Raw genomic sequence first — 14,387 nt, forward strand, 5'->3', positions numbered from 1 at the left:
ATCCTCGCTTTATATCTTATCACAATGTTGCGAAATGTAAAACGATCGATTTTTAGTAGAAGTCCACAGGGATAAGGCAGAAGAGATGGTGGAATTTCACCAGAACGAGCAGCCAAGACAGATTTAAACAGAAAATCAAGAATATTACGCTCTTGCAGACTAAGCGAACAGACAACAGTGAGCAACCCAGACACAAACTTTCTGCCAGCAACAGAATCTGAGTTGTTTCGATCGTTAGCGAGAATTAGCAGAATCGATCGATGCACTCAGCGCGAAACTTCTGTGATACCAAAAATTACAAATCAGTAACTTGGATTACTAACTCCAGACAGTTGAGCTACTCATGCCCAATTTGTGGATAATATATAGATGAAGATGGAGTCTGGCAGTTTGGTCATACCCAAGCTTGAGTTGGTGCGGTAATCGCCAGCGGCCTAATTTAAACGCAAAACGTGAATTTAAAGCAAACTTTTAACACTACTGAGCCGATTATTGGCGTAGTTCATCTGCTGCCCCTGCCGACCTCTGCGCGTTGGGGCGGTAGCCTCAGTGCGATTATCGATCGCGCCGAGCAAGAGGCTGTCGCACTGGTTTCTGGCGGCGTGGATGGAATTATTGTCGAGAACTTTTTTGATGCCCCTTTTCCGAAAAGTCGCGTCGATCCGGCTGTAGTCAGTGCGATGACGACGGTGGTGTCGAGATTGATGCACTTAGTGGCAGCACCGATCGGGATTAATGTCTTGCGAAATGATAGTCTTAGTGCCATGGCGATCGCCAGTTGTACGGAAGCGGCATTTATTCGCGTCAATGTTCTCTCTGGTGTAATGGCAACGGATCAGGGTTTAATTGAAGGCTGTGCTTACGAACTACTTCGCTATCGTCGCGAATTGGGCACTAATGTCAAAATCATGGCCGACGTCCTCGTCAAACACGCGCAGCCCCTCAGTTCGAGCGATCTAACGACGGCTGTGGGCGACACGATCGATCGCGGACTAGCCGATGCCATCATTCTCTCGGGCTTGGCGACTGGCAAGCCGCCGAGCCTCGAAGATCTTCAAGTTGCCAAAGCTGCTGCTGGCGACACCCCCATTCTTGTCGGTAGCGGTGCAGATTGCAATAATATTAATAGCCTGATGCAGTTTGCCGATGGAGCGATCGTATCGAGTTCGCTCAAACGTCAAGGCAAAATCGAGAACTCAATCGACCCAATTCGCGTCAGTCAATTTGTCGAAGCAATGCGTCAGGATCTAAATAGTCAATCCGTGCGCCGTGCGATCGACTCGATGAAAATTCATAAGTAGGCTTTAGGTATTAGGCTTTAGGCTTTAGGCTTTAGGCTTTGGGAGTGAAGACGCAAGCGTCTTGCTAATTATTCATACTAATACCTAATACCTAACACCTAATCCCTAACACCTAATACCTAATCCCTATGATGAAACGTCGTCAAGTTCCCTGGATCTATCAATACTCGCGATTGCTAATTGGCTCGATCGCAATTTTAGGTATTTGCGTTACCGCCTATCTGACATGGGTAAAACTCATTAACAACGGTGCATGTGGGACGGAAGGCTGTCAGATCGTGCTAGCTAGCCCCTTTGCCAATGTAGGTAATTTTCCGCTGACAGGCTTGGGATTAGTGAGTTACGTCATTGTCGCCGTGATGGCATTTGCACCTACACTCATCGATCCCAAAAGCAATAAAGCCGCTCACAATCAGCTCAATAACCTCACCTGGTTGGGGCTATTTCTCGCTGGCGTCGGGATGGCTGTATTTAGCGGCTATCTAATGTATCTGTTGGCTTTTGTTATTAAAGCGGCGTGTCCGTTTTGCATTGCTTCGGCAATTTTTACCTTGGCAATTTTGGGATTGACAATTATCGGTCGAGATTGGGACGATATCGGTCAACTGATATTTTCAGGAACCGCAGCAGGTTTAGGGGCGATTATCGTCTCATTGATACTTTACAATACGGCAGTCGGTGGCGAAATCAACTCGCTCTCACCGATTACCGCCCCGGAACCGGGGATCGGTTGGGAAATTAAATCGACATCAGGAACGGCGGAGATCGAGCTAGCTAAATATCTCGCCAGCAAAGACGTGAAAATGTATAGTGCTTACTGGTGCCCACATTGCTACGAACAGAAGCAGTTATTTGGCAAGCAAGCTTGGGAACAAGTCCCCAATGTTGAATGTGCCGCCGATGCCAAAAAGAACCCACAGCCACAAGTTTGCACTCAAGCTGGCATTAAAGGATTCCCCACTTGGAGTATCAACGGGAAACTAGATACTGGAGTGAAGAAATTGGCAAAACTTGCGGAATTAACTGGCTATAAGGGCGATACTGCTTTCAAATACGATCGATTGTTTACCCGATAACCTTAATTACGAGCGGGGATTTACTGGCGGATTAGATGCGATCCCCTTAGCTAAAAGCGTGTGGCTCTGGCTTTGTGTCAATTAGCAACTTGTGCGATCGACATAAATAGTTTATATATTTTAAGAATTGCTAAACATCACTCACTTTAACTGAATGCTTTCAAAAAAATTGCAGCTACTTGAGTATACCACCGCAAATCTGGTTAAGGCTGTGGCGATCGGTATGGCGTGCGCGCTAGCTGGAGCGGGAGTCTGCGCGCAGCCCACCAACCCCACACTACCGAAACCATCGGTACCAAACCCATCAGTACCGACTGTTACGCCAGCACCTAATTTAGATATCCGACCGACTGGTGACAACCCTACTCAGCCGAGCGATAACCAGAGTAAATCGATTAAAGTTGATACAACTTCTGGAGCCTCAGAAACTGCGTTAGTAGAATATTTAGCAGCTAAGAATGTGATATTTTACGGTGCTTATTGGTGCGATCACTGTCAGAAGCAAAAATCTCTATTTGGAGCTACTGCTGCTACTAAATTAACCTACATCGAATGTTCTGTCGATGGTGACAATTCCCAACGTAAGTTGTGCAAAGAACGGAATATCAAAATGTTTCCAACTTGGGAAATTGACGGGAAATACTATCCTGGAACCAAAGATCTCAAAGAACTGGCAAAACTTTCAGGTTATCGAGGGCCGACAAATTTTAAGTATCAGAAATAAATCTTATTAATTTTTGGGGATCGGAGATTGCGGCTCTCGATCGCCTTTGTTTCCCAACATTTTAAACAGAAAAGACAGCAGATTGGGAAATTCTTGCTAGATCTGGAGCCTGTCAATCTATCTCTCGTCTTTATTTTTTAAATCGGGATTAAGTAATTTAGTAAACTAGCTCAGAATTAATTTAGCTGACTCATTCGATCGCTATTGGCATTATTATAATTCCATCAACTTACCCCGATCTAATACAGAAAATGAATTATTTACTCAATTTGTGGCGATTGCCAATTTTATCATTGGTACTTTCATCTTTGATTTTGGGTGCCATGCCCGCTCAAGCAGACAGCCAGAGCAAACGCATCGCTCCGATCGTCACTGCTGAAAAGTCCATCGCCGCAGAGCAACTCATCCAGCCTGGTGTCGAGCGTAATTTCTCAGCTACAGATCGCATTGTTACTAGTGAAACTCGCCTCGCTCAATCGGTAAAAGTCACGCCACAACTAGAAAAACAAATTCTCGAAGTAATTCGCCGAAATCCAGATGTGTTGCTCGAAGTTTTACAAAAATATGCCCTAGAGCAACAACAAAAAGAGCAAAAAGCTCAGGCTGAAGCACTCAAGCAAGCGCGGCGCAATACCAAAGCCTTAATTGGCAATTCTCCAACAACTGGCGCGAGCCAGCGACAAATCGTAATGGTAGCATTTTCAGATTTTCAATGCCCATTTTGTGCCACAGCCGATCGCAATGTCAAACAATTTATGACAAAGCACAAGGATAAAGTTACCCTAGTTTATAAGTATTTCCCGCTGACTCAAATTCATCCAGAAGCTTTACCCGCAGCTCGTGCTGCCTGGGCAGCCAATAAACAAGGTAAATTTTGGGAATATCATGATGCTTTATATGCCAATCAAGCTAAATTAGGTGAAAGTTTTTATGTCGAAACTGCTAACGCGCTTAAACTAGATCTCAAGAAATTTAATGCCGATCGCAAAATCGCCGATGATGCGATCGTAGAAGATTTTAAGCTCGGGCGCAAACTGGGGGTCGATGGTACTCCAACATTTATTTTGAATGGGGAAGTCGTGACTGGAGCCGCGTCACTAGCAGATTTAGAAAAAGCCTTGGCACAAGTTACGAAAAAATAGTTGGATGGGTGAATAGTGGATAGTGGATAGCTGTATGTAGTTATCGAAATTAAGTGTTAGCTCGTGCCTGTAAATTAGGAATTTAGCCCCTATTCCCTATTCCCTATTCCCTATTCCCTACTCTTTACCCTCTACTCCCTATTCTCATGAACGACACCTCTCTAGCATCTCTCCAACCTGCCGTCTGGCGCATTTTAGATGCAAATTTCGATCGAGCGCGGGAGGGATTGCGCATTATTGAAGAATGGTGCCGATTTGCCCTCAATCATCAGGCGATGGCAAACGAGTGCAAGCAGATGCGTCAGGAGTTGGGGATGTGGCATACGCCAGAAATTCGCGCCGCGCGGGATACCGCCAGAGATGTGGGTACCACGCTGAGTCATCCCCGCGAGGAACAACGCACGGGGATCGAACAACTCCTGCAAGCAAATCTTTGTCGGGTGCAAGAAGCCTTACGCGTCATCGAAGAATATGGCAAACTTTACTCACCTGCCATTAGCAGTGGCTCCAAGCAGATGCGCTACCGCGTATATGCCCTCGAAAGCAATCTCCTCAACTATCGTCGCCGTCAATTGCTAGCTAATTCGCGATTGTATTTAGTCACATCAGCCGCCCCAGATTTACTCCTGCGCGTGGAAGCAGCGTTGCAAGGGGGATTGACTTTAGTGCAATATCGCGATAAGCAAAGTAACGATACCGATCGATTGGCGATCGCCAAACAGATGTGTCAACTCTGCCATCATTATGGGGCATTATTTATTCTCAACGATCGCGTAGATCTGGCACTGGCAGTCGATGCCGATGGCGTCCATTTGGGGCAACAAGATATCTCGATCGCACTAGCCAGACAAATCCTCGGCGCACAAAAAATCGTCGGTCGCTCGACCACTAACCCAGAGGAAATGGAACGCGCTATCAAAGAAGGTGCCGACTATATTGGTGTCGGACCAGTATACGAAACGCCTACCAAAGCTGGCAAAGCTGCCGCAGGGATTGAATACGTTCAATATGCTGCTAAAAATGCGACCGTGCCTTGGTTTGCGATCGGTGGGATCGATAATACTAATTTAGATGATGTGCTCAAAGCTGGCGCGCCTGGGGTCGCAATGGTACGTGCGATTATGAATGCCGAAAATCCCACTCATGCCGTGCAGTTTTGTCTGGGGATGTTAAATCGAGTTCCGCAGGTAGGGTTTAGGCTTTAGGCTTTAGGCGTTAGGCTTTAGGTATTAGGCTTTAGGCGTTAGGCTTTAGGATTTAGGCTTTAGGGTTTAGGGTTTAGGAAATTCAGGAATTTTGGTGATAATTTTATGGTAGACGATCGACAACATCAGGCTGACAATTCTTCACTAGCAAGTCCAGACGAATCCTCAATCCCCAATCCCGAATCCCCAATCCTCGATCGAATCGAATTACAAGTCAATGGCGAAAGTCATACCTGTGCGCCCAAGACAAATCTGCCCCAACTATTAGTGCAAATGGGTCTCAATCCCAGGCTATTGGCCGTAGAATATAACGGAGAAATTTTGCATCGGCAATTTTGGGATGAGACAGAAATTAAACCTCACGATCGATTAGAAATTGTGACGATCGTCGGTGGTGGTTAGTATGGAAGTCAATCTAGCGGGGATCGAGGATCTAGACGAGATCGCAAAATTGTTCGATTGCTATCGAATTTTTTATCAACAACCATCAGATCTTGAAGCTGCACGCAATTTCTTGCAACAACGTTTCGATCGAGGTGATGCTCGGATCTTTGTCGCGCGCATCGATGCCCAAATAGTCGGATTCACGCAACTTTACCCCAGCTTTTCATCAGTTGCCATGAAACCCATCTGGATTTTAAATGATTTATTTGTTAGTAAAGCTTATCGCAATCGGGGTGTGGCCAGATTGCTGATGGGGGCAATGGAAAATTTTGGGCGTGAGACAGCCGCAATTCGCATCATCTTATCGACTCAAGTTGCTAACACTGCCGCTCGATCCCTTTATCGTTCGTTGGGATATATTAAGAATGAGGAGTTTCATCAATATACGCTGTCTTTGTAGTTAGGAAGATAGATTTTGAATTATGAATGTTAATCCCGATCGAAATGTTCTGGGTACCGAACTTGAGACTTGCTGTACCTCGCCGATGACTGGATTTTTTCGCACGGGTGTCTGTGCCACAGGCCCTCAAGATCGGGGTACTCATGTGGTGTGCGCGCGCGTTACTACGGAATTTTTGACATACACTAAAGCCCAAGGCAACGATCTGAGCACCGCCGTTCCATCTGCTAATTTTCCAGGTTTAAAGCCTGGAGATAAATGGTGTCTGTGTGCGTCGCGGTGGAAAGAAGCTCTAGATGATGGTGTCGCACCACCTGTGGATTTAGCAGCCACACATAGTAGCGCGCTTAAGTTTGTAAGTTTGGCAGATCTTCAGCAACATGCAATTTCTGGATGAGTAATAATTTACCGATTGAAGTAGCGATCGCGATTCTACCCCACGAGGGGAAGTTCCTAATGCAATTGCGGGACAATATTCCGACGATTCTTTATCCAGGTTTGTGGGGTTTATTTGGCGGACATATCGAGCCAGATGAAACTCCCGAAATTGCTGTCGAGCGCGAAATATTAGAGGAAATCGGCTATCAGATCGCCGAACCCAAAAAGTTTGGCTGCTATAGTGACGATCGAATTATCAGACACGTTTTCTACGCGCCGTTGACGGTAGAAATCGATAAGTTAGTGCTCAGTGAAGGCTGGGATCTAGGACTGATCGGTCCGGTTCAAATCGAGGCGGGTTTTGCCTATTCGGCGATCGCAGGTGAAGAACGTCCGCTGGGGGCAGTGCATCAACAGATTATGATGGATTTTATTGAATGGTGGGCTTAGATCGCAGATCGATAAGATGAGTTTATGTTATTTCATGTGCTTTGATGATGACATTCAGGGCAATTACGATAAACACCAACATTCCGATTGGCTGTGCTCCAGCTATTAACACGGGGAAAATTAGGGAGGAGAAATAGGGCAATAGCATTGTATAAGATGATTTTTGTCGATCGAATCGCGAGCGCGGATACCAAGTTCGGATGAGCGAAACTAACACAAAGTAGCTAATGACAAACATTAGAACAATTTTGCCGCTCATCCACCAGTATTCAGATGAATGTATGCCTAGATTGACATACTCGCCACTATTTTGCCGAACTAACAGCAATCGCTCGATACTAAAAAGACTCAATCCACCGATCGCTGATAAGATGACACTCAGAACGATCGATGGTAATGGAAATCTCATCGTTCCTACCAAAGCATAGAGATATAATAAGCCAATCTGAATCACCGAAACTAGATCGCCTATCCAGTCATGGGGTGCGATTTCGGCAACTCGAATGCTGGCAACAACATCCAGTGGTAATGCTAAAAAAACTGCCCAATAAATTAAAATTGGTACGCCGATTAATTTGCCAACTACAATCTCTAGTGGTTTAGCTGGTGAAAGTTTGACAATATTGAGAGTGCCACTCCGCATCTCGCGATCGAAATCTTGGGCGATCGAAAAAATGCCACCAATTGCCAACACCAGCCAGATTTCTTTGTCGAGTAATTCAGATAAATTCAGCCACCATTTGGGGGAGTTATAGATGCAAATCAGGCCAGAAATGGTAAATGTTATCCATTGCATTATTATCGAAATTACTGTGACAATCGCGATATTTAGCCAATTTAACCGCGATTTAAGTTCGCGAACTAATTGGGGATTCCACAGGCTCAAAGGCTCGATAAATAGCTCTAGCATTGTTAATTTATCGTCAAATTCAGACGGATATTAAATGGTTTACATTAGGTAATCTGGAGTATGGTTTGCGTTCTAGTTTAGATGAATTTGGGGCGAGACAACAATTTGGATTTCAAACATTCCCTTGCCGCACTTACCGTCATTAACCAGAAATCATTGTTAATTCATCGTCAAATCTAGACGCGGATTAAATGATTCGATCTCGCGTAACTTTTGGTAGAGTTCGCGTTCGGTTGGAGACAAATTTTTGGGGACGACAATTTGGATTTCGAGTAACTGATCGCCGCGCTTACCATCATCAGCCGGAAATCCTTTGCCCGCCAGCCGTAATTTTTGGCCGGAGGTGATGCTTTGCGGCAGACTGATTTTGACTAACCCATCCAAAGTCGGTACTTCGACAAATCCACCCAAGACGGCTTCGGCTGGCGTTACTGGCAATTGACAATAGACATTTATCCCTTCGAGTCTAAAGTATTGATGGGGTGCGACATTAATTTTGAGATAAAGATCGCCGCCTGCGATCCCCTGTCCGCGCAGGCGAATTTTTTGTCCGGGGAGCATACCAGGGGGCATTTCTACTTCTAGAGAACGGCCATCTTCTTGAATGGTAATACGTTCGCGCCCGCCCTGATAAGCTTTATCGAGCGGTAATGTCAGTTCGGCTTCGAGATTCTTGGGACGTACTTGGGGTGGTGCTTCGGCGAAGGTATTGCGCTCGCCCATTCGATCTGGATCTCCCTCGCGGCTGGTGCGGCGTTCGCTAGTACGCGGATTGCGCGCGGTTTGGGTCGTACCTCGATCGGTTTGAGCGTCGTTACTAGGATATCGATCTCGATTATTACCGTTATTTGAGTCTTTTTTGCGGCCTAATAATCGATCGATAAAGGTATTAAAATCATCACTAAAATCATCCTCATCCGCTCTTTCTCTGGGAGGATTAGAAGTAGTCGATCGCTCGCGATTTTTGCGCCAAAACCCCGTAAATTTATCGTATTGAGATCGCTTGGAGCGATCGGATAAAATTTCGTAGGCTTCGCTAATATCTTTAAATTTGTCTTCAGCAGCTTTATCGCCAGGATTGAGATCTGGGTGATATTTCCTTGCCAGTCGCCGAAATGATTGTTTGATTTCATCGGCGGTAGCATCCCGCTTTACACCCAATAGCTCGTAGTAATTGCGAATGTCTTGCATGGAAGGCTTTAGGCTTTAAGTTTTAGGTTTTGGGTTTTAAGTTTTAGGTTTTAGGTAAGGGATCGGAATTAGGGTTTCCACTCGAACGGAAAAGACAGAATCTCAACCCTAAAGCCTAAAGCCTGATACCTAACACCTTCCCTAATACCATTCATCATCATCATCCCAATCATCGCGAATCGGCTGGACATTGTTGGGATTAGAGCGAGGATTGAGGTTGTTATTTTGAGGGGACGAACGCCGCACATCGGTGCGAGGATTGCGATCTGGGGCGGGTGCGGGTCGAGAATTCATGCTGCGACTATCTGGAGGGATTACTGCACGTCCCGATGGGTTTGACGATCGCGGATCGTTGTTCTGACGGGGTTGCGGTGGATTGCGATCTTCATCTCGCCGCTGTTGTGGCGGTTGCTGTGGCGCGTCATCTAGATAGTCATCATCGCGCTGGCGAGATCGATCGACATTATTATTCGTTGGTGGCGTCCGGCGAGGATAATCGTCTTCTCTGCGCGAGTTTGGCGCATAGTTATTATCGTCCCGACGAGTGGGATAACGCTCGTCGCGAGTATAACGATCTTCATTATTATCCCGATAAGTCGATCGATCTTGTCTGTCGGGATTATTATTCCGAGGCGTGGAGCGACTATCGTTGCGCCGATCTCTAGACGGATCGGCATAGGGATCGCGCGGATTATTATAGTCTCGATCGCGGTAGGGATCTCTAGGCGGCTCGTAGCTTTGGGGTGGTAGCGCGCCGCGATTGGAATAACCAGAATAATCGTTCCCACGGTTATCGTAGTAGGGATCTCTAGGACTGCCGTAAGGATTGCTATAGAGATCGCGATTGTTATAATTGTCGCGATAATTATATTCCTCATCATCGCCCACAAAGATATCTTTGAGCGTGCCGAGAATGCCCTTGTCCTCTTCTTCGGTCAACATCCGCACCTGACGGCTAAAATCATAAAGTGCGTCATCTAATTCGCTTTTGACTTCATCGACTAAGCGTTCGTCGTTATCGGCTAGAGCCTCCCGCAGTTCGCGGATCAGTCCTTCGATTTGTTTGCGCTGCGCGTTGGCAAATTGCATCCCAAATTCTAAGGCGACTTCGCGCAGTTGACGTTCGGCTTGATAAGTTAGAGCTTCGGCGCGGTTGCGTTTATCGACTTTTTCCCGTTTTTGCTTATCGCTAGCGGCATATTGTGCGGCTTCGTCAATCATCCGTTTGACTTCTAGTTCGCCTAAAGTCGAGGCACCTTGAATCGTCACAGTTTGTTCGCGTCCGGTGGTGCGATCCATCGCCGTCACTTGGAGAATGCCATTGGCATCCACATCCAGCGATACCTGGACTTGGGGAATCCCTTTTGGTGCGGGTGGAATTCCGGTGAGTTTAAACCGTCCTAACGATTTATTATCAGCCGCCATTTCGCGTTCGCCTTGAACGACATGAACTTCTACCATCGTTTGGTTATTTTCCGAAGTGGAAAATATATCCGATTTCCGCACGGGAATCGTCGTATTGCGCGGGATGAGCTTTTTCATCACGCCGCCAATGGTTTCCAACCCCAATGAAAGGGGCGTCACATCGAGCAGCAAGATATCTTTAACCTCGCCAGCCAATACTCCCGCTTGAATTGCCGCACCGACAGCCACGACTTCATCAGGATTGACATTTTGATTGGGACGTTTGTTAATAAAACTACGTACCAACTCCTGCACCGCTGGAATCCTCGTCGAACCGCCGACTAAGACGACTTCATCGACATCGTAGGCACTTAATTGAGCGTCACTCATCGCCCGTTTGACAGGCCCGCGCAGCCGCGCGATCAAATCGGCACACAAATCCTCAAATTGAGCGCGACTGAGCCTAGTTTCGATATGTTTGGGGCCTTCTGCGGTGGCCGTGATAAAGGGTAAATTGATATCGGTGACCATCACCCCAGACAGCTCGATCTTGGCCTTCTCAGCCGCTTCTGTCAGCCGCTGGAGCGATTGCCGTTCCTTCCGGAGATCGATATTTTCGGCAGCGAGAAATTCTTCAGCCAGCCAATCGACGATCTTGCGATCGAAATCCATGCCGCCGAGCTGAACGTCGCCACTAGTAGACTTAACCTGAAAGACACCATCGCCGACTTCTAACACCGACACATCAAAAGTACCACCGCCTAAGTCAAAGACCAAAATCATCTCACTTTGACGCTTGTCCAACCCATAAGCCAGCGATGCAGCAGTCGGCTCATTGAGAATTCGCAACACATCCAATCCCGCAATTTTTCCGGCATTTTTAGTCGCTTGGCGTTGGGAATCGTTAAAATAAGCAGGTACGGTAATTACGGCACCAGTCACAGCTTCGCCCAGATACCGACTAGCTTCGTCAGCTAGTTTCTGCAAAATCATCGCCGAAATCTCTTCTGGTGCATACTCCCGATTTTGTTTTGGGCATTTGATTTTGACATTGCCATCATCATCCTTGCGGATGGTAAAAGGCACTTGCTTAGATTTGGGGCTGAGTTCGCCATATTTGCGCCCCATAAACCGTTTGACCCCATAAAATGTATTCTGGGGGTTTAATTCTGTTTGCCGCCGTGCCATCTGTCCGACGAGGCGTTCGCCGTCTTTGCTGAAACCAACTACGGAGGGAGTGGTACGCATACCTTCTGCATTGGCAATTACCACTGGTTTTCCGCCTTCCATGACAGCTACCACTGAATTGGTGGTACCCAGGTCGATGCCTACTACTTTACCCATCCGCTGCTTCCCTTTGTATGACTAAATTTGTCACAAATATTGGTTTTATTTTATCCGATCGCGTAGCGTACCTGTAAGGTAATCGATCCACCGTTCGGGTGGGGATAGCACTACTTTAGGGGTTAGGCTTTAGGCTTTAGGCTTTAGGGCTTAGGCTTTAGGCTTTTGGGATGAAGCATCACTCTGTAATTATCTAACGTCTCAAACCCATATACCGATAAAGTACTTAGAGCTTAAAGCCTAACACCTATGAATCTAGACCAACAGGTACAAGCATTAATTGATGGTGCGCCAGATGTTGAAAGCCGCCTGAGTGTGACGGCGATCGCGCCGATTTTACAACAGTTCGCAGCCACATTACCTCACATCACATATTATATTTGCCAAAGTCCGCAGGGTGAATGGGTCATCACCACCTTACGCAACCAGCTCAAACCCAATCTCGAAATTCAAGTGATGTATGCGTTTACAAGTGTGGAGGACGTGCAAAAATTTAACAGTGGCTTACTAGCAAGTTCGCTGGCCATCGAAGTACCAGTAATTCAGCTCATCTTTTATTTGTTAGCCTTCCCCGAAATCGATCGATTGGTGTTTTTGAATGATTCTGAAGATTTAAATAAAGGACAAGAAATAACTCGCGATAGTTTGGAAGAATCGATCGCCAGAAAACTCGATCGCGATCGATCGTCTCAGTTACCACCAGATGTTTGTTAGTAAAGTTTGCTTTATCTAAATAAAAAAATATCGATCCAAATAGTTTGAGCAAAATATTATTTAGACTGATTAAATTTTGATGATAAAACTATCGCGGAGATGAAAATTAGGTTCCGTGCCTTTGTGAGCTAATGCCCAATAACTTATTTCATCTCGCTCGGATTTAACTACGGTTGAGATCGCGATTTCTAGTTGGCGTTCGGCGGAGATAATTTTAGTCAGATCCCACGAGCCAGAGAGTGAGAGGGTATCTAATTGTCGATCGATCTGCAATGGTAACTCTGTAAATGCACTTTCGGCTCGCAATCCTTGGCGATAATCGTCGAGTATAAATACATTCCAATCTCCAGAAGGTGAGAGATTGAATTCCCAATAATTTGCTTCGCCTGGAGATCCAATAAAGAACTCAAAACAAGTATGTTCCCACAGCGCAAATGTGCGGGTAGGTGAGTCGGAAGGAGGTAAAATTACTACCGAGTCGAGATCGCCTTGAAGTTGGTATTCGATCGAGAGAATGCCATTAACTCGCTCGACTCGACCGCCGATTTTTACCTGTGGTAGACTGCGATCGGTTGGAAAAGGATAAAGAGTAAAATCGCTCACGCTCGTAATTCCTCGATAATCGATCGAATGGTGGTTTCTTGGGCTTCAATACTAGCAGTAAGCTGGAACTGGACTAAGGCTCGATCGAGATTGTGCTGTGGATACTTGACTTTGAAATATACACTTCCGGCTAAATAATCGGTAAAGAAACGCAATCCTAGTTCGAGCGCAATTAGCCGAATCCCATCGAATAGATATAGATAATCTTGTGCTGTCAAAAAGCCGCTCGCTTGCGACAGATAACCCTCCAAAATTGCCCGACACATGTGGGGATCGAATTGCACCTGCTTCCAGTCTTTGGTTTCCTCGCCGAGCGGATTGCAACCCGATCGCAGACAATCGCCGATATCGTAGTGTACCAGTCCGGGTTTAACCGTATCGAGATCGACGATCCCGATCGCCTGTTGGGTGGTGGTGCAAATCATGATGTTATTGACCTTAGGATCGCCGTGAATCGGTCGCAATGTTAGCAGACCGTCGTTTTTAGCATCCTCTAAAACTCGCGCCCATTCCTGACGCTCCTGGACAAATTTGAGGCAATATTCTACGTCAGGATCGCGCTCTACTTTTGTAGTAGGCAATACGCGGTGGTAATGTTCGAGATATTTTGGCGTGATATGAAAACCTTCGAGGGTATCGGCTAATCGTGCTGGATCGAGATCGCTAATTAAAGAGTGAAATCTTCCCAAGGCATAGCCAACTTCGCGTCCGTGTTGGATATCCTGGATGATATCGATCGATTCGGAGTCATCGATAAAGCTAATCGCGCGCCAAAAGGAGCCGTCGGGTTCGACCCAACTATCGGCACCTGCTAAGGTAAATAATACCTGCGGTACCGCCCAACGTCTCTCGGTGGTGGTTTCTTTCGACAACTTATCAGATATATGCTGGGTAAAGATCTGCATATTCTGCATCACCAGCGCGGGTTGTTGGAAGACGTGGGTATCGATCCGTTGCAGTACGAAGTGCGGTGTCGTCTTATCCGCGATCGTCACCAGAAACGTATCATTGATATTGCCACTCCCAAAGGCGCGAACGGCAATAACTTCTTTCGATGCTGCAAATTGTTGGGCGATAGTAGTCAGACGATCCAAGGTTCTA

Annotated in this window: 16 protein-coding genes; 11 read left to right on the forward strand and 5 right to left on the reverse strand. The window is 46.4% G+C overall.

What is annotated here, in order from left to right:
* The first annotated feature begins 452 nt into the window (after positions 1-452).
* The 9 genes from btpA (at position 453) to CHA6605_RS13890 (ending at position 7,120) form a co-directional block, all read left to right on the forward strand.
* Complete coding sequence (btpA, locus tag CHA6605_RS13850; RefSeq protein WP_015160068.1) at positions 453-1,301, forward strand: photosystem I biogenesis protein BtpA; 849 nt, start codon at positions 453-455, stop codon at positions 1,299-1,301.
* 128 nt (positions 1,302-1,429) lie between these two features.
* Positions 1,430-2,377, forward strand: a complete 948-nt coding sequence (locus CHA6605_RS13855; protein WP_015160069.1) for a vitamin K epoxide reductase family protein — start codon at positions 1,430-1,432, stop codon at positions 2,375-2,377.
* Positions 2,378-2,531: 154 nt separating this feature from the next.
* Positions 2,532-3,101, forward strand: coding sequence for a glutaredoxin family protein (locus CHA6605_RS31630; RefSeq protein ID WP_015160070.1), 570 nt, complete (start codon positions 2,532-2,534; stop codon positions 3,099-3,101).
* 251 nt (positions 3,102-3,352) lie between these two features.
* Positions 3,353-4,243, forward strand: a complete 891-nt coding sequence (locus tag CHA6605_RS13865) for a DsbA family protein (RefSeq protein WP_015160071.1) — start codon at positions 3,353-3,355, stop codon at positions 4,241-4,243.
* 146 nt (positions 4,244-4,389) lie between these two features.
* Positions 4,390-5,448 (forward strand): thiamine phosphate synthase, encoded by a 1,059-nt coding sequence (locus CHA6605_RS13870; protein ID WP_015160072.1) that lies wholly within the window; start codon positions 4,390-4,392, stop codon positions 5,446-5,448.
* Between the two features lie 189 nt (positions 5,449-5,637).
* Positions 5,638-5,850, forward strand: a complete 213-nt coding sequence (gene thiS, locus CHA6605_RS13875; RefSeq protein WP_041549352.1) for a sulfur carrier protein ThiS — start codon at positions 5,638-5,640, stop codon at positions 5,848-5,850.
* Between the two features lies 1 nt (position 5,851).
* Complete coding sequence (locus tag CHA6605_RS13880; protein ID WP_015160074.1) at positions 5,852-6,292, forward strand: GNAT family N-acetyltransferase; 441 nt, start codon at positions 5,852-5,854, stop codon at positions 6,290-6,292.
* Between the two features lie 22 nt (positions 6,293-6,314).
* The gene (locus CHA6605_RS13885; protein WP_015160075.1) at positions 6,315-6,689 is read left to right on the forward strand and encodes a DUF2237 family protein; all 375 of its coding nucleotides are present in this window, start codon (positions 6,315-6,317) and stop codon (positions 6,687-6,689) included.
* A complete protein-coding gene (locus CHA6605_RS13890) occupies positions 6,686-7,120 on the forward strand; it encodes an NUDIX hydrolase (protein WP_015160076.1) in 435 nt (144 codons plus the stop codon). The genes CHA6605_RS13885 and CHA6605_RS13890 overlap by 4 nt, the downstream gene beginning before the upstream one ends.
* 22 nt (positions 7,121-7,142) lie before the next feature.
* Here the strand turns inward: CHA6605_RS13890 and CHA6605_RS13895 are convergent, their stop codons facing one another.
* Positions 7,143-8,030, reverse strand: coding sequence for a hypothetical protein (locus tag CHA6605_RS13895; protein ID WP_015160077.1), 888 nt, complete (start codon positions 8,028-8,030; stop codon positions 7,143-7,145).
* Here CHA6605_RS13895 and CHA6605_RS34160 point away from each other — a divergent pair.
* The gene (locus CHA6605_RS34160) at positions 8,030-8,176 is read left to right on the forward strand and encodes a hypothetical protein (RefSeq protein ID WP_157259989.1); all 147 of its coding nucleotides are present in this window, start codon (positions 8,030-8,032) and stop codon (positions 8,174-8,176) included. The two genes, CHA6605_RS13895 and CHA6605_RS34160, sit on opposite strands and share 1 nt — an antisense overlap.
* Before the next feature lie 13 nt (positions 8,177-8,189).
* Here CHA6605_RS34160 and CHA6605_RS13900 read toward each other — a convergent pair whose 3' ends face one another.
* Together CHA6605_RS13900 and dnaK are read right to left on the reverse strand one after the other, a co-directional pair.
* Positions 8,190-9,221, reverse strand: a complete 1,032-nt coding sequence (locus CHA6605_RS13900) for a DnaJ C-terminal domain-containing protein (protein WP_015160078.1) — start codon at positions 9,219-9,221, stop codon at positions 8,190-8,192.
* Between the two features lie 141 nt (positions 9,222-9,362).
* The gene (dnaK, locus tag CHA6605_RS13905; protein ID WP_015160079.1) at positions 9,363-11,969 is read right to left on the reverse strand and encodes a molecular chaperone DnaK; all 2,607 of its coding nucleotides are present in this window, start codon (positions 11,967-11,969) and stop codon (positions 9,363-9,365) included.
* Between the two features lie 249 nt (positions 11,970-12,218).
* Between dnaK and CHA6605_RS13910 the strand changes: the two genes are divergently transcribed.
* A complete protein-coding gene (locus CHA6605_RS13910) occupies positions 12,219-12,683 on the forward strand; it encodes a hypothetical protein (protein ID WP_015160080.1) in 465 nt (154 codons plus the stop codon).
* A gap of 69 nt (positions 12,684-12,752) precedes the next feature.
* Here the strand turns inward: CHA6605_RS13910 and CHA6605_RS13915 are convergent, their stop codons facing one another.
* Both CHA6605_RS13915 and CHA6605_RS13920 read right to left on the reverse strand, forming a co-directional pair.
* Positions 12,753-13,286 (reverse strand): DOMON-like domain-containing protein, encoded by a 534-nt coding sequence (locus CHA6605_RS13915; RefSeq protein ID WP_015160081.1) that lies wholly within the window; start codon positions 13,284-13,286, stop codon positions 12,753-12,755.
* A complete protein-coding gene (locus CHA6605_RS13920; RefSeq protein ID WP_015160082.1) occupies positions 13,283-14,380 on the reverse strand; it encodes a phosphotransferase enzyme family protein in 1,098 nt (365 codons plus the stop codon). Before CHA6605_RS13920 ends, CHA6605_RS13915 begins: the two co-directional genes overlap by 4 nt.
* Between the last annotated feature and the right edge of the window lie 7 nt (positions 14,381-14,387).

It is taken from the genome of Chamaesiphon minutus PCC 6605 (assembly GCF_000317145.1).
Taxonomy (GTDB): domain Bacteria; phylum Cyanobacteriota; class Cyanobacteriia; order Cyanobacteriales; family Chamaesiphonaceae; genus Chamaesiphon; species Chamaesiphon minutus.